The sequence below is a fragment of the Pedococcus badiiscoriae genome (assembly GCF_013408925.1).
GTDB classification, from domain to species: Bacteria; Actinomycetota; Actinomycetes; order Actinomycetales; family Dermatophilaceae; genus Pedococcus; species Pedococcus badiiscoriae.
Genome location: NZ_JACCAB010000001.1, coordinates 1074441 through 1091932 on the forward strand (window position 1 = coordinate 1074441; position 17492 = coordinate 1091932).

Consider the following 17492-nt stretch of genomic DNA (forward strand, 5'->3'; position numbering starts at 1 on the left):
TCACCCCAGACCTGGCAGCAGGGAGACCGCGAGGTCGATCACCTTGATACCGATGAAGGGCGCGATGACGCCGCCGACGCCGTAGACCAGGAGGTTGCGTCGGAGCATGGCGGCGGCGCTGGCCGGTGTGTAGTGCACGCCTTTGAGCGCCAAGGGAATCAGCGCCAGGATGATGAGGGCATTGAAGATGACCGCCGAGAGCATCGCGGACTGGGGGGACGACAACCTCATGATGTTGAGCGCGGCGAGGCCCGGGAACAGCGTGACGAACATCGCCGGGATGATGGCGAAGTACTTCGCGATGTCGTTGGCGATCGAGAAGGTCGTCAGCGCACCGCGGGTGATGAGCAGCTGCTTGCCGATCTCGACCACCTCGATGAGCTTGGTCGGGTCGGAGTCCAGGTCGACCATGTTGCCGGCCTCCTTGGCGGCGGACGTGCCGGAGTTCATCGCGACGCCGACGTCCGCCTGGGCCAGTGCCGGCGCGTCGTTGGTGCCGTCGCCGGTCATCGCGACGAGGCGACCACCCTCCTGCTCACGCCTGATCAGGCGCAGCTTGTCCTCGGGAGTGGCCTCCGCGAGGAAGTCGTCGACGCCCGCCTCCCCCGCGATCGCGGCGGCGGTGAGGGCGTTGTCACCGGTGATCATCACGGTGCGGATCCCCATGCGCCGCAGGACCTCGAAGCGCTCTCGCATCCCCGGCTTCACGACGTCCTTGAGGTGGACGACACCGAGGACCCGAGCAGGATCGGCACCGTGTCGGGTGGCCACGACCAGGGGTGTCCCGCCGGAGGCGCTGATGCGGTCGACGATGTCGCGCACCGCGGACGGGATGCTCCCACCGGACTCCTCCACCCAGCCGTGCAGCGCCGAGGCCGCACCCTTGCGGATGCGCACCCCGTCGGGCAGGTCGACCCCTGACATCCGCGTCGTCGCACTGAACTCGACGAACTGCGCCCCGTCGCGCACCAGGACCCCCGCGGAGCGGCCTCCGTTGACGGCGTACTCCGTCGTGGCCAGGTCCACGATCGACTTCCCCTCGGGCGTGGAGTCCGCCAGTGAGGACAGGTATGCCGCGTCGGGCAGGGCGTGGACGTCGGTGCCGTCACCCACCGCCCCGTCACCCGCCGACCCGTCACCCACCGAGAGGAGCTCGGTCGCCCGCCGGTTGCCGAAGGTGATGGTCCCCGTCTTGTCGAGCAGCAGCGTCGAGACGTCACCGGCCGCCTCCACGGCGCGCCCCGACATGGCGAGCACGTTGCGCTGGACCAGCCGGTCCATCCCGGCGATGCCGATGGCGGACAGCAGGGCGCCGATGGTGGTGGGGATGAGGCAGACGAGCAGGGCCACGAGGACCACGACCGGCTGGGCCTGCCCTGAGTAGACCGCGAGCGGCTGCAGGGCCATCACCGTGACGAGGAAGACGATGGTCAGGGTCGTCAGGAGGATCGTGAGGGCGATCTCGTTCGGGGTCTTCTGGCGCTGGGCTCCCTCGACGAGCGCGATCATGCGGTCGATGAAGCTCTCCCCGGGCATCGTCGTGATCTGGACGACGATCCGGTCGGACAACACGGTGGTGCCGCCCGTGACGGCGCTCCTGTCACCCCCCGACTCGCGGATCACCGGCGCGGACTCGCCCGTGATGGCGGACTCGTCGACGGTGGCGACGCCCTCCACCACCTCCCCGTCTCCGGGGATGACCTGCCCGGCGTCGACCACGACCCTGTCGCCGATGGTGAGCTCGCTGCCGGGCACCGTCTCCTCCTCGCCGTCTGCTCGCAAACGGCGAGCCGTCGTCTCGCGCTTCGCCGCCCGCAGGCTGGCAGCCTGCGCCTTGCCGCGGCCCTCGGCGACCGCCTCTGCCGCGTTGGCGAAGAGCACCGTGGCCCACAACCAGAACGCGATCGACCAGCTGAAGACGCTGGGTTCGACGGCGGCCAGGCCGGTGGTGAGCACCGAGCCGACCCACACCACGAAGATCACCGGAGCCCGCCAGAGGTGCCGCGGGTTGAGCTTGGCGAAGGCCTGGCCAGCGGTGGCCAGCACGGTGCCGGTCATGACAGGGCCTCAGCGAGCGGACCCAGGGCCAGGGCCGGGAAGAAGGTGAGCCCGGCGAGGATGACCGCGACGCCGGTCACCAGACCGACGAAGAGGGGGGTGTGGGTGGGCATCGTCCCGAGGGAGGCGGGACGGTTGCGCTGCTCGACCAGCAGGCCGCACAGGCGCAGCACGAGCACCATCGGGACGAACCGGCCGAGCAGCATGCACAGGGCCAGCGTCAGGTTGTACCAGGGCGTGTCCGCCCCGAGGCCGGCGAACGCGCTGCCGTTGTTGTTCGCGGCGGACGCGTACGCGTACAGGACCTCGGTGAGCCCGCGCGGCCCGGAGGCGAGCATCCCGGCCCTCGGACCGTCCATCGCAAGGGACAGTCCGGTCCCGACCAGCACCAGCGCCGGCATGACGAGGACGTAGAGCGCCGCGCAGGTGACCTCGCGCCGACCGATCGCCTTGCCGAGGTACTCCGGAGTGCGCCCGACCATCAGGCCGGCCACGAACACGGCGAGCAGCGCCACGATGACGATTCCGTAGAGGCCGGAGCCGACGCCGCCCGGCGAGATCTCGCCCAGGACCATGTTGGCCACGAGGGTCCCTCCGCCCAGCGGGCTGTAGCTCTCGTGCATCGAGTTGACCGAGCCGGTGGAGGTGCTGGTGGTCGAGGCGGCGAAAAGCGTTGAGCCCCATACTCCGAACCGCTGCTCCTTGCCCTCCATGGAGCCGGTCACCGCGCCGGCGGCGTGCACCTCGGCCCACGTCGTGACGGCCACCCCGCCGGCCCAGAGAAGGCCTGCGAAGCCGGCCAGCGCCCACCCCTGACGGCGGTCGCCCACGACCAGCCCGTACGTGCGCGTCAGGGCGAAGGGGATGACGAGCAGCAGGAAGATCTCGAACACGTTGGTGAGGGGGTTGGGGTTCTCGAACGGGTGGGCCGAGTTGGCGTTGAAGTAGCCCCCGCCGTTCGTCCCGATCTCCTTGATCGCCTCCTGTGAGGCGACCAGGCCGCCACGGACAACCTGTGCGACACCGGCGAGGCCCTTGACCGTCGTCGGACCGTTGAGGTTCTGGATGACGCCGCCGGCGAGCAGCAGGACGGCGGCGACGAGCGAGGCCGGCAGGAGGACCCGGACGACACCGCGCACCAGGTCGACCCAGAAGTTGCCGATGGTCGCGACGCTGTGCCGGGCCAGGGCCCGCATCAGCGCGATCGCCACCGCGAGGCCGACCGCCGCAGAGACGAAGTTCTGGACCGCCAGGCCGGCTGTCTGGAGGAGCGGGGTGGCGCCCACCTCACCGGCATACGACTGCCAGTCGGTGTTGGTGACGAACGAGACTGCCGTGCAGAGCGCTGTCGTCAGGCCCATGCCGGCCGAACCCTGCCGTCCCGGCAGGTGGGTCTGGGCGACGACCAGCGCGAAGAGGGCGACCGTCCCCACGACGGAGAACACGACGACGCTCGTCGCGTAGGCGCGCCAGCCCTGTTCGGAGTCGGCATCGACCCTCACCAGCCGGTAGACGCTGCGCTCCAGCCGCCAGTGACGGGTGTCCGTGAACACCGCCGCGAGCCAGGCTCCGACGGGGTGGTAGGCGACCGCCAGCATCAGGACGAGGAGGCCGACCGTGAGCAGTCCGCTCACCGTGTCGGACATCAGAAGCGCTCCGGACGGACGAGGGCGTACCCGAGGTAGGCGAGCAGGCCGATGCCGAGCAGAGCGGCCAGGAGGTTCTCGATCACGTTCCCATTCAAGGACTTCCGAGACCCGGCGCGGTTGTCCTTGATGCCCCCCTGACGGTCGTTGACATGATCTTGACGACCCGGCATACAGATCGCGTCAAGAGCCTTGACGTCCCCGCCGCAGTCGAGGCGTCATGAAGGCATGGATCTCAACCAGCTCATCGCCCGACACCGGTCGGTAGTCATCGGCGCCTGCGCTGCCACGCCGCTGGCCCTGTGCGCCCTGGTCAGCGCTGCACCTGTCACCGTGCCGCTCGCGAGCGCGGCGGTGGCGCTCGTGGTGGTCATCGTGGCGGCGTCGGCCACCGGCATCCGGGCCGCCGGTTTGTGGTCCGCGGTATCCAGCGCAGCCGGGTTCGACTTCTTCCTCACCGCGCCCTACCGCAGTCTGGCGATCGGCAGGACTGAGGACGTCCAGGTGACCGTGCTGCTGCTCGTCGTGGGGTTGGCGGTCACCGAGCTGGCGCTGTGGGGCCAACGGCAGCGCGCGGCCCTCGGGCGGCAGCGGGGCTACCTCGACGGGGTGCTCGCGACCGCAGAGTCCGTCGCGCACCACGCCGGTTCTCCGGCGGTGACGAGTGCCGTCGCGGATCGGATCCGTGAGCTCCTCGACCTCGACCGGTGCGAGTTCGTGGCGAGTGGCACCCTGCTTCCCGGGCCGGTGCTCGGGCGCGACGGAACGATCACCCGCGGCGGCACCCGCCTCGACGTCGAACGCGGCGGACTGCCGGTCGACAGCATCGTCGTCCTTCCGGTGCGCAGCGGAGCCGTTGTGAGCGGCTACTTCCAGCTCACGGCGGCCACGCACGTGGCTCGGCCGACCCTCGACCAGCGACGCGTGGCCGCCCTGCTGGCTGACCAGGTGGCATCCCTCTCGACGGCCTGACCGCTGGCGGCTGGCGAGGCCCCACGGCGCTTCCCGCGCGGATTGGTGCAGGTCAGGCGCCCTGTCGGTGGCCGTTGTGGCGCTAGGCTCGGGCAGCCGCGCACCCGACCCTGAGTAGGACACCATGAGCTTCCTGACGCGTTACACCGATGACCGCTCCAGGCCCACGGCGGGCTCCGCACTCCGGGACGGGTTCCTGCGGGCCATCCTTCCCGCAGTGGTCCTGTGGGCGGCCATCGTGGGGGTCGGCTTCCTCATCAAGGGCCCACTCGGTGGCCTCCCGTCGGAGGAGACCGTCAGCAAGGACGCCCAGAGCCTGCGCACTGCCACCTGGGACAGCGTGACCATGGTGTGGTCGCACATCGGCAACACCGAGTACGTCATCGCGGTGTGCGTGCTGGCCGTCGGCCTGATCTGGTGGCGCACCCGCGAGTGGTGGGTGGCCATCATCCCAGCCATCGCGATCTCCCTCCAGGCCACGGTGTTCGTCATCGCGACGACGATCGTCGGCAGGCCGCGACCGCACGTGCCGCACCTCGACCCGGCTCCCCCCACCTCGAGCTACCCGAGCGGCCACGTCGGCGCGTCGACCGCCCTGTACCTCACCTTCGCGATGCTGGCGCAGCGGATCGAGCACGCGGTGCTGCGCCGCGTCGTGACGACGGTGTTCCTCATCATCCCACTGCTCGTGGCGTGGGCCCGTCTCTACCGGGGCATGCACCACCTGACCGACATCATCGTCGGCGCGCTCAACGGCATCGTCTGCGCGCTGCTGGCCTGGGCGTACCTGCGGCGCAAGAACGCCTAGCTCGTCAGGCGGTCTGCGGGTCCGGCACGCGAGGCACCGCAGGGTGGCGGCGCAGCGCGACCGCGGCCACGTCGTCGTCGTGGCTCTCGTCGGCGGCCCCAGCGATGGTGCTCCCCAGACCCTGGTCCAGGTCGGGGTCCGCCAGGGCCCCGACGGCAGCTGAGAGCCTGGCGCGGCCGGTGTCGATGTCCTCGGTGCGACGCTCGATCAGCCCATCGGTGAAGAGCAGGACGGTGTCACCCGCATCGAACCGCACCGTGTGCTGGTGACGCTGTCCGCCCCCGATCGCCAGCGGACCACCATTCGCACTGGGGACCTGCTCGACGGACGAGTCCGCGCGAAGCAGGATAGGGGCGGGGTGGCCCGCGTTCGCGATCAGCAGCTCGTTGCGGGCCGGGTCGGCCAGCAGGTAGGCCAGCGTGACGAAATGGTCGTCCCCGTAGGACGTGAGCATCCTGTCCAGCTTGGTGAGGACCACCTCGGGCGACGGGTCCGTCGCGATGTAGGCCCGCACCGAGGCGCGCATCTGCGCCATGGATGCGGCGGCGGCCACCCCACGTCCCATCACGTCCCCGACGAAGAGGGCCACCCGGCCGTCCGGCAGGGCGATCACGTCGTAGAAGTCCCCACCCACCTCGGTGCGACCCGACGGCAGGTAGCGCGCCGCCACGTCACATCCCGCGATCGTGGGCAGGCCAGCAGGCAGGACAGCATGCTGCAGCCGCACCGCGACCGCCAGCGTCTCGCTGTGCAGCTCGGAGTTGTCGATGGACACCGCCGCCCGTCGACCGAGGTCCTCGGCGAACTCGAGGTCGCGTCGGGTGTAGCGGCGCTTGGACTCCGCGCTCACCCAGGTGATGACCCCCAGGGTCCGGCCTCGGGCGATGAGCGGCACCGTGACCACGCTGTGCAACGCCAGCTCCCGCGCGATCCGCAGCTGCTCCTCGTCCCGCGACCCCGCAACGAGCATGTCGTCGGTGATATCCGCGATCAGCTCGCTGCGTCCGGTCCTGATCACCTGCCAGGCGCCGCTGGTGGACTCCGGGTCCGACGGATACCGCTCCGCGAGCTCGTGCGCGAAGGCCACCTTGGCGGGGTCGACATGGGCGACGGCCAGCCGGCGCAGGCGGTTGTCCTTGAGCAGGTCGATCGCACACCAGTCGGCGAAGGTCGGCACGGCGAGCTGGGCCACCCGCGCGAGGGTGGCCTCGTAGTCGAGGCTGCTGGCGAGCTCAGCCGACGCCTCGGCGAGGAAGGTCAGCTTGGCCTGGCGGTCGGCTGACTCCTGCTCGGCCTGGACGCGCTGCAGGGCCTGCGCGCAGGTGTCCGCCAGGATGTCGAGGCAGTCCAGCTCGGACGGCTCGAACGAGCGCCGCGCCGGAAAGGACAGCCCGATCGCGCCCAGGGTTTCGGTGGCGGTGTTCAACGGCAGGACGAGCAACAGGCGGTCACCCCGGTCGATCCGCGGGGTGTCCGGGTAGGCGTCGAGGATCGCACTGCGTCCGGCCAGCAGCAGCCGACGCCCCGAGCGGATGACGTCAGCAGCAGGACTTGGCATCGACAAGGGGAACGTGGCGTAGGCCTCGACGTCTTCGTCACTGCCACCGCGCAGCCCCGCGAGCCGGATCACGTCGGGTCCGTCCCTGAGGCTGAGGGAGGCCATCGTGGCTCCCACTGCCTCAGAGCTGTGCTCCACGACGATGCTCGTGACACCCTCCGCACTCTCCGCGCGGGTGAGCTCTGCCGTCACGCGGGCCAGTCCGGTCAGCCGGTGGTCCAGGCGCGTCTGCGTGCCCGACTCCTGCGTCATGTCGCCATGATGGCAGTGAGCGCCCGGTCAGGCGCAGGTTCGCCGATAACCCGATCCGGGGAATTGTGCGAGGTCAGGGCGCTGCGGCCGCGCCCGTGGTCACGACGCCGTGTGCGCGGGAGAGCCGCCGCCGTCGTCCCTGCCGGCCCGTGGGACCGGAGGGAGGAGGCCGAGGACCACGTCGACCTGGGTGTCCGTGAGCCGCCCCGGAACCTCACTGACGACGGCGATCAGCTCTGCCAACAGCTCGATCTCCGAACGCAGCACGGCGTCGGTCAACTCCGAGTCGGAATCGTCGACCATCCGTCGACACTATGGGCCCCAGCCGCAAAGGACGTACGTCATACACAGGCGTATGGCGTACGCCATCCAGCGTCATCACATCGAGCTATTGCCACCCTTGGACACCTTCCGACGGGACTACCCCAGCTGGTCCCTGCGGCGACTGAGGTAGGCCACCTCGGCGGTGTTGCCGGCCAGCTCGATGGCCCGCCCGTAGGCCGCTCGGGACGCCTGGCTGCGCCCGGTCCGACGCAGCAGGTCGGCCCGGGTCGCATGGTAGGCGTGGTAGCCGGCCAACCGGTCCTCGAGGCGGTCGACCGCCGCGAGGGCGACCTCGGGGCCGTCGAGCTCGGCCACCGCCACGGCCCGGTTGAGGGCCACGATCGGCGACGGGTCGAGCCTCACGAGCTGGTCGTACAGCGCGACGACCTGAGACCAGTCGGTGTCGCGGACGTCACGAGCCGAGGTGTGCACGGCGTTGATCGCGGCGAGGAGCTGATAGCGCCCCGGAGCCACTCCCGCGACCAACCGCTCGCGCACCAGTCGATGGCCCTCGGCGACCAGTGCCGCGTCCCAGGTGCCCCTGTCCTGCTCGCCCAGCGTCACCAGCTCACCGCTCGCCGAGACCCGCGCGGCGCCGCGCGCCTCGGTGAGGAGCATCAGCGCCAGCAACCCGGCCACCTCGCCGTCCTGCGGCAGGAGGGCACGGAGCAGGCGACCCAGCCGGATCGCCTCGCCGGTGAGGTCGTGCCGGACCGGGTCGGTGTCGGCGCCCGTGGACAGGTACCCCTCGTTGAAGACGAGGAAGAGGACGGCGAGCACCCCTGACACCCGTGCCGGGAGGTCCTCGGCGGCGGGCACCCGGTAGGGGACGTGTGCCGCCTTGATCTTGGCCTTCGCGCGGGTGACCCGCTGCCCCATCGCGGTCTCCTGCACGAGGAAGGCCCGGGCGATCTCGGGCACGGTCAGGCCACCGACCATGCGCAGCGTCAGGGCCACCCGCGCCTCCATCGCCAGCGCCGGGTGGCAACAGGTGAAGAGCAGCCGCAGCCGGTCGTCGTCGATGGCGCCGAGAGGCTCAGGCGGGTCGTCGTCGAACACCCTCTGGGCCTCCTTCACCTTGCCGTCCAGCTTGCTCTCGCGCCGGATCCGGTCGATGGCCTTGCGGTTGGCGGTGGTCGTCAGCCACCCACCCGGATTCGGAGGTATGCCGTGGGCTGGCCACCGCTCGAGGGCGGTCGCGAACGCCTCGGCCACCGCCTCCTCGGCGATGTCGAGGTCACCGAACCGCCGTGTCAGCGAGGCCACCAGGCGCGCCCACTCCTCACGGTGGGATCGGGCGACCGCCTCCCGCGCGTCGACGTCGCTCACAGGAACGGCCGGTGCTGCATCTCGAGTCATCTCCTGCGGTTGGGGGCGCCCCCGGTGGGCGACCGCTCACCTGGTCCACGAACGGCCTTGCCCCGATCCGACACCCGTCCGGGATGCGTTTCAAGGACCTGGACGTGGGCGGGCGCTACCGGGCCATTCGGACTGCTACCGTCAGGGCGCGTCAGCGAGCCGGGTCGCCCACGCAGCCGCGTCGACGCGACTGGTCGTGCCGGACTTACGCAGGATGTTGGAGATGTGCACGCTGACGGTCTTGTCGCTGATGAACAGCGCCTTGGCGATCTCCGTGTTCGAGCGGCCCGCGACCACATGAGCCAACACCTCCTGCTCGCGGGGAGTAAGCCCAGTCCATGGCCGCCCTTCTGGGACCGACAGTGATGCCTCGGCGATGGGTTCGAGGACAAGGTGGGCTGCTGCGGCGGTGGTCTCGACACGGCGACGCAGCGGCGCCGCGCCCAGCTCGAGGGCGATGCCCATGGCCTCACGCAGGAGCTCGGCCGCCCGCGGCCGAGGCTGGCCAGCGCGCAACGCGGCATGCGCCTCATGGGCGGCGGCCACCGCCTCATCCCAACGCCGCCCGGCTCGCTGGCAAGCGCGGTGCGCGCGAGCCCAGGAATGCGCCTGGTCAGGTCGGTCGTCAAGGCGTGCCAGCTCCGCCTCATACATGGCCCGCACGGCCGGGGTCAGCAGGTCCGCGTCGTCCCATGCCGTGAACGGCCTCCGATCGCCCCAGCCTGCAGCCAGGACAGCACGCAGGCGCTCCTGCGCCACCTGGACCACGTCCCGCTGCCCGCGGTCACGCCCGTCCTGCGCGAGATCTGCCGCGGCGCGCGCCGCCAGAACGAGGAGCTCGTCACTGTCGCGCGGATCGCCGAGGACGACCGCACCGATCTCGGCGTCCACCACATCGAGGGCCAGATCGGGCTTGCGTTGAGCCAGCAGGAGCTCCACCGCCCCGTACGGGTAGGTCGCCGTGCCCATGTACTGCGTCGTCGAGATCTGCGCCGCCCTGTCCAGTTGTCGCTGCGCCGCCGCGAGCTCACCTCGGCGGGCGCACAGGATTGCCATCGTTGCGCGCGCGACGGCCTCCCGGTGTCCACCGTCAGCAGCAGCCAACGCCGGACGCAGGCTCGCCTGGGCCGTCTCCCACTGCCCCAGGCACAGCGCGAAGTACGCGGCCGAGGTCAGCACGAACCTTGCGAGGACCGGCGCGCCGGCCAGGAACAGGTCAGCGCCCCGGCGCAGGCCAGACTCCAACGCCGCCGCATACTGCCCATGCGCCTGGTGGAGGTTGTGCACGCCCAGGGCTGCATCGGCCATCTCGGCCGCAGCACCACTGACCCTGGCCAGCTCGTACGCCTCCTCGAGCCAGCCGAGGGCCTCGGCGCTGGCCGGGTGAGCCAACGCGCTCACGACCAGTGCGGGGATGAGCGCATCCGGGGAACCCGTCGCCCGCGCCGCCCGAAGGGCCTCGTCAGCAAGCTCACGGCCCCGTTCGCGACCCGCCCAGATCTCCGTCCAGGCGAGCGAGGAGTCCACGATGGCCCGCTCCGCGGTCCCCGGCAGCGACTGCACGATCTGCTCCGCCTCGCGGAGGGCGGTCGTGACCCCGGTCCACGCCAGATGCTCGGCCTCGACCTGCATCCGGTGCCGCAACGTCAGCAGCCTGCAGGCCAGAGCGGGACTGTCCGCACGCTCGGTGAGCGACAGCGCCTCGTCGATCAGGGACAGGGCCTGTTCGGGTTCGGCAACGCACTGGGCGGCCCGGCTGGTGCGCAAGAGCAGGTCCACGTACTCGCTGGTCGGTGCCGTCGCTGCTCGAACGCGTGGCCACAGCCCGCAGGCCCGCTGCAGATGCTGCAGGTGTTCGACAAAGCCCTGCGCTGCGGCGGTGAACTGTGCAGCGGTCAGCGACCACCGGTATGCCTCGGTCCACTCCCCGGCCAGCTCGTGGTGACTGGCTACGTCCCCAGGCTCGGACCCGCTCCGATGTGCGAGCACCTTGGCGTACGCCGAATGGACCGAGCTGGGGTCAGGGCCTGTTGCGTCGCCAGTCAGAATGTCGGCGATGAGCGGGTGGCGGAACCACACCCGCCCGCCGTCGCAGTGGGCGAGCACACCAGCGGCCACGCCCTCGGCCAGCCCTTCGCGCACGTCTGCGCCGAACGCGCTGCGGTCGCCGAGGAGCCCGACGACTCCCTCCAGTACGTCGACCCCCACGGGTCGGCCGCCGATCGCGAGGACACGTGTCACCCCACGCGCCGGTTCACTGAGCCCATGCCAGCGCAGCAGGACTGCCGCCCGAAGGGCCTCAGCCACTGGACTCGTGGACAGCAGCTCGGCGGGCTCCGCCGCGATGAGCTCGGTGAGGTAGGGGTTGCCGCCCGAGCGGGCGTACACCCGCGCGCCCAAGCCGGGGTCGGCGCCTTGGGCGCCCAGCAGGGTCTCGACCTGGTCGGCAGTGTCCTGTTCCCCCAGGCGTTCCAGGTGAACCTCGCTCACGGGCGGCATCCGTCGAAGGTCGGCCACCCACCCGTTGACCAGATGGCCGTCCGGGCGGTCCTCGTCACGAACGGTCGCGATGACCCCGACCCGCTCGGACCCCAGCCCCGCGACGAGGAACGCGAGCAGGTCAAGAGTCGACGGATCCGCCCACTGCAGGTCGTCCACCACCAGGACAAGCGGGTCACGTTGCGCGATGCGCAGCAGTGCGGCGTCGAGCTGAGTGAGCAGCACACCGGGCTCGACGGCGCCCGCTGACGGGCTGCTGGGCAGAAGGGCACGCAGCGCGTCGAGCCCGGACAACACCTCAACCCGCTCTGGCCCACTGGCCGCTGCGAGCCACCCCTCCAACGCCGACACGACGGCGGCAAACGGGACAGGCGTGCCCACGAAATGCACGCACGTCCCCCACAGCACCTGCCCGGAGAACCGCGCACACGCGTCCCGCACCAAAGCGGTCTTGCCGACCCCGGCCTCGCCACCGACCAGCAGCACCCCCGGCGTCCCCTGCGCAACCCCGTCAAGCAACGCCGCTAGGCGCCCCTGTTCCGCGCCTCGGCCGACGAGCGGCACCAGCTGAGCCGCCTGGGCTGAACCCATGCGCGCAGTGTCCCGCTTGCCCTCACCGTTGTCACCCCGCCCGAGAGGCAGGAGCCGGGCGCACCTGCCGCCATCCGTGCAGATGTTGTCAGCGCGGTGATCCTGCGTGGGCCAGGATCTTGTCGGTTATCCGGGATGCCATCATCAGCGTGACCAGGTGCGGGAATCCGGTTGGTGGGCCGGGCAGGACAGATGCGTCCGCAACGTACAACCCGTCCACGCCATACACCCGGCCGGCGGCGTCGACAACGGCGCCACCTTGCGGCGAGGCTCCCATCCCGCACGTGCCGACAGTGTGAGGTAGCGAGTAGGCGTTGTCCCGGACCCAACCACCAAGGGCCTCCCACCCCTCCGGGACGGCCGTGTGCGCAGGGGTGGCGAGCGCCTGCAGGGCCGGTGCTGCCATCACGTCGAGGGCTTGGCGCACGCCATGGGACAGCACCACTACATCCTCGTCAGTGAGGCTGGGCAGGCGAATTAGCGGCAGCTCCGCCGGCTCTCGGGAGTTGAGTCGCACTCGTCCACGCCCCTGTGGACGCCACAACAGCACGTCCAGCCAGCCCTCCGCAGGCTCGCCCTCCGGATCGCTGCCCCACAGGCCAAGGTCGGGACGGCCATCCCCACTGTCCCCGGCCGGGGAGGCGAAGCTCGCGATCGTGTGCAGAAGCGGACCTGGACGCTGCACGCCGCGGTAGCCGACGTCCAGGGAGACGGCGGGATGATCGCAGAGGTTCTCCCCCACGCCGGCGAGATCCACCACGACGCGTATGCCGAGGTCGGCGAGCCTCGCGGCAGGGCCAATCCCCGAACGCATCAGCAGGCACGGGCTGCCGTACACACCGGCCGCGAGCACGACGGTGTCAGCATGGATGGTCGATCCGTCGCTCAAACGGACCCCCACAGCTCGTGACCCCTCGAAGACGACCTCGGCCGCGAGCGACTCAGCGTGAAGCTCCAGGTTCGGGTGTGCCTCGTTCAGCAGGTCGACGGTCGTCACCCTGCGCCCTGCGATCGAGTTCATCGGTATCCGTCCGAACCCGGTGGCCCCCGGCCGGTTGAGGTCTGGCTCCCATCGAAACTGACTCTCGCGAAGTCCCTGCTGAACGGCGCCGTCGAACTCGGTCGACGGCACGTCCGGGTATCGGGTGACCGGGATCGGGCCCTGCTGTCCGTGCCACGGGCTGTCGCCGAACTCGAGGTCTTGCTCGATGGTGTTGAACGCGTCGACCACCTCGGGGTAGCTCCAACCCCCGCCGATCAGCTGGTCCCAATCTTTGTAATCGGCCGGGTGGTTTCGCAGCGCGAAGCGCGTCAGCCACGCCGTGCCCCCCACCAGCCTGGTGCGCAACACGGTGGTCATCGCGCCCGCTGCGTCTGGTTCGCTGACGTAGCCCCACGCATGCTCGCGGTAGAGCCCCCAGCCATCGCGCAGCTGCGGTGGTTCACGGCCGCGGAGGTCGGCCCCGGCCTCGACGAGAACCACGTCTCGGCCGGCTCGGGCCATCTGCGCAGCGACCATGCACCCGGCGCTCCCCGCGCCGACAACAACCGCCGATGCGACTGCCGCCATGAGGTCAGCATGCCCATCGTGTCAAACGACAGCAACGATTCCGAACCGGGTACGGGCGACGTGGCCGTCTGGGGCTTGGTCCTAAACGTCAGGCACCAGCGTGTCGCCGTGTCGGTGCGCGAGCTTCCACTGGCCGTTCTCGCGTCGGTACACCTGAGTTACGCGCAACGTGTACGTCCGCGCCTCTCCGTCAACGGAGACGGAGGTGTGCTCAAGCCCGGCGGTGTATGCCATGTCCTCGACCACGTCGTATGACAGCACCTCGACGGCGCAGGAGGTGCAGTCCGAGAAGCTTGCACCGAGGGAGGTGAACAGCTCATCCAGCTCGTGCTGTCCACTGGCCTTGCGCCAGGCGCCAAGCACGGTGACCGGTTCGACGCTCGACCACATGGCCCGGCGAGCCCGCGCCGTCGCTGGCGGCGGATTCCGCCTGCGGGCTAGGCACTATGCGGGCAGGTGGTCACGGATGGCCTCCAGGGCCTGCTCTGCTTCTGTCGTCCCGAACAGGATCATGGAGCAGGTTCGGCGCGATGAGGGAGTCCGGACCTGGGTAAAGTCCGTCGCCCGGAACAGCGAGTGCCACATCCAACTGGTTCGCCTGGCCGGAAGGACGAGGGGGGCCACTGAGAGGGCGAGCCACGGCCCCATCGAGAGCGGCGTGACCGAGACCGCTCCCCGAGGCAGCTCCGCGGAGGCGTACTGCCAGGGGTAGCTCTGGACGCCAGTGATCTCGGTCATCGGCAGGATCACGTCCCTACAGAGGACGCCACGCGAATGCAGAGTCACCGCGTCGTTGCCGATCAAGACCCAAGCAGCTCGGCCAACCCGGTCGGCGAAGAGCAAACCTGCGGCCACCAACACCAAGCCTGCGGCCACGGGCACCGCGAACGCGAGAACCTCGTAGCCCCCAGCGAGCGTGTGCCGGAACTGAATCCCCACGTAGATGACGTAGGCGCCGAAGGCGATCAGCACGAGGCAGCAGGCCATCCGGCTGACGCTGACCCGCCTCGGTACCGCCTGCTCGAAGGTGAGCGAATTCTGGTGGGTCCTCACGGCAACCATCGTGCCGCATCCGGAGCCGTGGCATCCCGGGACTCGCACCCTCGCTCGGCCCCGCGTTGTTGGCGGCCCCGTCGTCGTCAGCCAGCTCTGCGCGCTGGTCAGGCTGATCCTGGCGTGGCTTCACGACGACGCCTCCGCACGAGGCAACATCCACTCTGACCAGCAGAAACGCCCCCCAGTTGCCTGGAGGGCGTTCGCCGAGCCGCCTATCGGAATCGAACCGATGACCTATTCATTACGAGTGAATCGCTCTGGCCGACTGAGCTAAGGCGGCGGGTGCCCGAAGGCACGGACGATGAGTATACGGATGACCCCGCAGATTTCCGAACCGGCCGTGCACCTACCGGGAAGCGTGCGCCGCAGGGCCGCCCCAACTCGCAACGCCACCCGCGGAACCCGGCCACGCGGCATACCGTCCCATCCCCATGACCAGCCAGCCGATGTCCCGTGGAGCGGTCGCCGTCGCGACCGCCGTGTTGCTGGGAGGCGCCTTCTGGGTCGGCTCCCACTCCGGTCGCGAAGCCTCCGCCGCGACCCTCGTCACGTACCCCAGCCCGACCACGCCCGGCACCGCGGCCACCGGCAGCAGTCCCGGCATCACCGTCACAGGGACCGCGCGCGTCGCCGGCAAACCGGACACCCTGCGACTCGACCTCAGCGTCCAGACCCGTGGCGCCACCGTCGGGAAGGCCCTCGACGCGGCGAACGCGCTCACGGGTCGCGTCCAGTCCTCGCTCAGCCGCAGCGGCACCGCCGCCAAGGACATCCAGACCTCGAACCTTCAGGTCCAGCCCGACTACTCCTACCCGACCAACGGCACCCCGGTCATCAAGGGCTACGTGGTCAGCGAAGGCGTCACCGCCACTCTCCGCAGCCTGGGCAGCGCCGGCAACGCCATCACCGCAGCCATCAACGCCGGCGGAAATGCCGTGCAGGTCAACGGGATCAGCCTCGACCTCGAGGACAACGGCAAGCTCCTCACGGCCGCCCGCGACCAAGCCGTCGCGAACGCCAGGACCAAGGCCGAGCAGTACGCCAGGGCAGCGGGTCGCGGTCTGGGTGGCGTCGTCAGCATCACCGAGACGGTCGCCGACCCCGTGCCGATCAACTACGACCTGCGCGCTGTTTCCGCCAAGGACGCCTCGTCGCCGGTACCGATCCAGGCCGGCAGCGACACCGTCGGCGTGACGATCACCGTCGTCTACGCCTTCAGCTGACCACGATTCAGGTATGCCGGGAACGGTCAGCAGGAGGTCTTGTCGGCTGGGACCTTGCCGCTCGTGTAGTAGTCGTTGACGGCGTTGTCGATGCACGAGTTGGACCGCGTGTAGGCGGTGTGCCCGTCGCCGTCGAAGGTCAGCAGTCGTGCGTTCGCGAGCTGCTCTCGCTCGCGCACCGCCCACTCGTAGGGGGTCGCCGGGTCACGCGTGGTGCCGATGACGACGATCGGTCCGCTGCCCGCGGCGCTGATCTTGTGCGGTCCCTGGCCCGCCTTGACCGGCCACTGGCTGCACGTTGCCGCACCCCACGCCAGCGCCGGACCGAACACCGGAGCCTTGACACTCGCCTTGGCCACCGCGTCCTCGTAGGCTTTCGGGTCCGGGGTCCCCGGGGTGTCCAGGCAGCTGATCGCATAGAAGGCCTCGAGCAGGTTGTCGGTGTACCTGCCACTGGGGACGCGCCGCGCGTACTCGTCGGCGAGGAGCATCAGCTTGGTGCCATCGCCGTTGACCAGGACCTGCTGCAACGCTGCCGTGAGCGCACCCCAGGACCCCTGGTCGTACATCGCCTGGGCCACGCCGAGGCTCGCCCACCCCTCCGTGAGCATCGACTCGCGGCCGTCCCTCATCGGCACCGGCGAGCTGTCGAGCTGCTTGAGCAGGCCGCCCACGCGGGTCATCACGGCGGACTCGCTGTCACCGAGAGGGCAGCCCCCCTGGGCGACGCAGTCCCGGGCCCACGCGTGCGCCGCGCGCTCGAACCCGTCGGCCTGGCCGACCGCCGTCTCCTCCCAGGTCAGGTCGGGAGGCAGGACCCCGTCGAGGACGAACCGGCCCACCAGCGAAGGGAACAGGCCGGCATACACCGCGCCGAGCTGGGTGCCGTAGGACTTGCCGAGGTAGTTGAGCTTCGCGTCGCCGAGGGCCGACCGCAGGATGTCCATGTCCTTGGCGGAGTCCTCGGTGGAGATGTGGGCGAGCAGCGGACCGGTCCTGGCGAGGCACTCAGCGCCCAGGTCCTTCATGGACGCCATGAAGGACTGCACCTCGGTCGGGGTGTCAGGGGTGGGGTCCTGCGCCAGGAACGTGTCCATCTGGGCGTCGCTGAGGCAGTCGACCGGGCGGGAGCGATGCACCCCGCGGGGGTCGAACCCGACGATGTCGAAGCGCTGCCGCACCGGCTTGCCCACGATGAAGTCAGCGGCCCGGGCGTAGTCGATGCCGGAGGCTCCCGGGCCGCCGGGGTCGACCACGAGGGACCCGATCCGCTGCGACTGCTTGGTGGCCGGCATCCGCAGCACCTGGATGGTGATCGCAGCGCCGTCCGGCTTGGCGTAGTCCATCGGGACCGACAGCCCGGCGCACTGTCCGGCTCCGCAGCGCTTCCAGTCGAGCTTCTGCCCGTAGAACGTGGCGAGCGCCTCCGACCCGGTCGGGGCGGTGCGCTTGGCCTGGGGCACGGGCGGCACAGCCGTGTTGGGCCCGTCGCCGAGCAGGGAACACCCGGACAGCCCCATGGCCAGCGCAGCGGCAGCCGCCAGCAGGACTCGTCCGTTCACCGTCATGCGTCCGA

14 protein-coding genes and 1 tRNA gene are annotated in these 17492 nt (G+C 70.3%); 3 read left to right on the forward strand and 12 right to left on the reverse strand.

What is annotated here, in order from left to right; genetic code table 11:
* From kdpB to kdpF, 3 genes are read right to left on the reverse strand one after another with little or no spacing between them, the layout of a single operon-like run.
* Window positions 1-2058 carry a potassium-transporting ATPase subunit KdpB gene (gene kdpB / locus BJ986_RS05190; protein ID WP_179421020.1) on the reverse strand — a complete coding sequence of 686 codons (2058 nt, stop codon included), beginning with the start codon at window positions 2056-2058 and terminating at the stop codon, window positions 1-3.
* Window positions 2055-3704, reverse strand: coding sequence for a potassium-transporting ATPase subunit KdpA (gene kdpA / locus BJ986_RS05195; RefSeq protein WP_179421021.1), 1650 nt, complete (start codon window positions 3702-3704; stop codon window positions 2055-2057). The genes kdpB and kdpA overlap by 4 nt, the downstream gene beginning before the upstream one ends.
* The gene (gene kdpF, locus BJ986_RS16025; protein WP_202881181.1) at window positions 3704-3802 is read right to left on the reverse strand and encodes a K(+)-transporting ATPase subunit F; all 99 of its coding nucleotides are present in this window, start codon (window positions 3800-3802) and stop codon (window positions 3704-3706) included. The genes kdpA and kdpF overlap by 1 nt, the downstream gene beginning before the upstream one ends.
* A 130-nt stretch (window positions 3803-3932) precedes the next feature.
* Here kdpF and BJ986_RS05205 point away from each other — a divergent pair, with 130 nt between their 5' ends.
* Together BJ986_RS05205 and BJ986_RS05210 are read left to right on the forward strand one after the other, a co-directional pair.
* Window positions 3933-4676 carry a DUF4118 domain-containing protein gene (locus BJ986_RS05205; protein WP_179421023.1) on the forward strand — a complete coding sequence of 248 codons (744 nt, stop codon included), beginning with the start codon at window positions 3933-3935 and terminating at the stop codon, window positions 4674-4676.
* Window positions 4677-4800: 124 nt separating this feature from the next.
* A complete protein-coding gene (locus BJ986_RS05210; RefSeq protein WP_179421024.1) occupies window positions 4801-5484 on the forward strand; it encodes a phosphatase PAP2 family protein in 684 nt (227 codons plus the stop codon).
* A gap of 4 nt (window positions 5485-5488) precedes the next feature.
* Here BJ986_RS05210 and BJ986_RS05215 read toward each other — a convergent pair whose 3' ends face one another.
* From BJ986_RS05215 to BJ986_RS05250, 8 genes are all read right to left on the reverse strand, one after another.
* A complete protein-coding gene (locus BJ986_RS05215; RefSeq protein ID WP_179421025.1) occupies window positions 5489-7294 on the reverse strand; it encodes a GAF domain-containing SpoIIE family protein phosphatase in 1806 nt (601 codons plus the stop codon).
* A 99-nt stretch (window positions 7295-7393) separates the two neighbouring features.
* The gene (locus tag BJ986_RS05220; protein WP_179421026.1) at window positions 7394-7597 is read right to left on the reverse strand and encodes a hypothetical protein; all 204 of its coding nucleotides are present in this window, start codon (window positions 7595-7597) and stop codon (window positions 7394-7396) included.
* Window positions 7598-7714: 117 nt separating this feature from the next.
* Complete coding sequence (locus BJ986_RS05225; protein ID WP_202881182.1) at window positions 7715-8977, reverse strand: RNA polymerase sigma factor; 1263 nt, start codon at window positions 8975-8977, stop codon at window positions 7715-7717.
* A gap of 141 nt (window positions 8978-9118) precedes the next feature.
* Window positions 9119-12067 (reverse strand): helix-turn-helix transcriptional regulator, encoded by a 2949-nt coding sequence (locus BJ986_RS16595; protein ID WP_179421028.1) that lies wholly within the window; start codon window positions 12065-12067, stop codon window positions 9119-9121.
* An 88-nt stretch (window positions 12068-12155) separates the two neighbouring features.
* A complete protein-coding gene (locus BJ986_RS05235) occupies window positions 12156-13637 on the reverse strand; it encodes a GMC family oxidoreductase (RefSeq protein WP_179421029.1) in 1482 nt (493 codons plus the stop codon).
* An 81-nt stretch (window positions 13638-13718) separates the two neighbouring features.
* A complete protein-coding gene (locus tag BJ986_RS05240; RefSeq protein ID WP_179421030.1) occupies window positions 13719-14027 on the reverse strand; it encodes a nuclear transport factor 2 family protein in 309 nt (102 codons plus the stop codon).
* Between the two features lie 54 nt (window positions 14028-14081).
* Entirely contained in the window at window positions 14082-14690 is a 609-nt protein-coding gene (locus BJ986_RS05245) for a hypothetical protein (protein ID WP_179421031.1), read from the reverse strand.
* Between the two features lie 209 nt (window positions 14691-14899).
* Window positions 14900-14973: transfer RNA gene (locus tag BJ986_RS05250), tRNA-Thr, on the reverse strand.
* A 151-nt stretch (window positions 14974-15124) separates the two neighbouring features.
* Here BJ986_RS05250 and BJ986_RS05255 point away from each other — a divergent pair.
* Window positions 15125-15916, forward strand: a complete 792-nt coding sequence (locus tag BJ986_RS05255; protein ID WP_179421032.1) for an SIMPL domain-containing protein — start codon at window positions 15125-15127, stop codon at window positions 15914-15916.
* Window positions 15917-15942: 26 nt separating this feature from the next.
* On the opposite strand, the gene BJ986_RS05260 is transcribed toward BJ986_RS05255, so the two are convergent.
* Window positions 15943-17484, reverse strand: coding sequence for an alpha/beta hydrolase (locus BJ986_RS05260; RefSeq protein WP_179421033.1), 1542 nt, complete (start codon window positions 17482-17484; stop codon window positions 15943-15945).
* Between the last annotated feature and the right edge of the window lie 8 nt (window positions 17485-17492).

Excerpts from the sequence above, each read along its gene's own strand:
- BJ986_RS05215 (WP_179421025.1), bottom strand. The coding sequence starts at position 7,294 with ATGACGCAGGAGTCGGGCACGCAGACGCGCCTGGACCACCGGCTGACC.
- kdpB (WP_179421020.1), bottom strand. The coding sequence starts at position 2,058 with ATGACCGGCACCGTGCTGGCCACCGCTGGCCAGGCCTTCGCCAAGCTC.
- kdpA (WP_179421021.1), bottom strand. The coding sequence starts at position 3,704 with ATGTCCGACACGGTGAGCGGACTGCTCACGGTCGGCCTCCTCGTCCTG.
- BJ986_RS05210 (WP_179421024.1), top strand. The coding sequence starts at position 4,801 with ATGAGCTTCCTGACGCGTTACACCGATGACCGCTCCAGGCCCACGGCG.
- BJ986_RS05220 (WP_179421026.1), bottom strand. The coding sequence starts at position 7,597 with ATGGTCGACGATTCCGACTCGGAGTTGACCGACGCCGTGCTGCGTTCG.
- BJ986_RS05225 (WP_202881182.1), bottom strand. The coding sequence starts at position 8,977 with ATGACTCGAGATGCAGCACCGGCCGTTCCTGTGAGCGACGTCGACGCG.
- BJ986_RS05235 (WP_179421029.1), bottom strand. The coding sequence starts at position 13,637 with ATGGCGGCAGTCGCATCGGCGGTTGTTGTCGGCGCGGGGAGCGCCGGG.
- BJ986_RS05255 (WP_179421032.1), top strand. The coding sequence starts at position 15,125 with ATGACCAGCCAGCCGATGTCCCGTGGAGCGGTCGCCGTCGCGACCGCC.
- BJ986_RS16595 (WP_179421028.1), bottom strand. The coding sequence starts at position 12,067 with ATGGGTTCAGCCCAGGCGGCTCAGCTGGTGCCGCTCGTCGGCCGAGGC.
- BJ986_RS05260 (WP_179421033.1), bottom strand. The coding sequence starts at position 17,484 with ATGACGGTGAACGGACGAGTCCTGCTGGCGGCTGCCGCTGCGCTGGCC.
- BJ986_RS05240 (WP_179421030.1), bottom strand. The coding sequence starts at position 14,027 with ATGTGGTCGAGCGTCGAACCGGTCACCGTGCTTGGCGCCTGGCGCAAG.
- BJ986_RS05205 (WP_179421023.1), top strand. The coding sequence starts at position 3,933 with ATGGATCTCAACCAGCTCATCGCCCGACACCGGTCGGTAGTCATCGGC.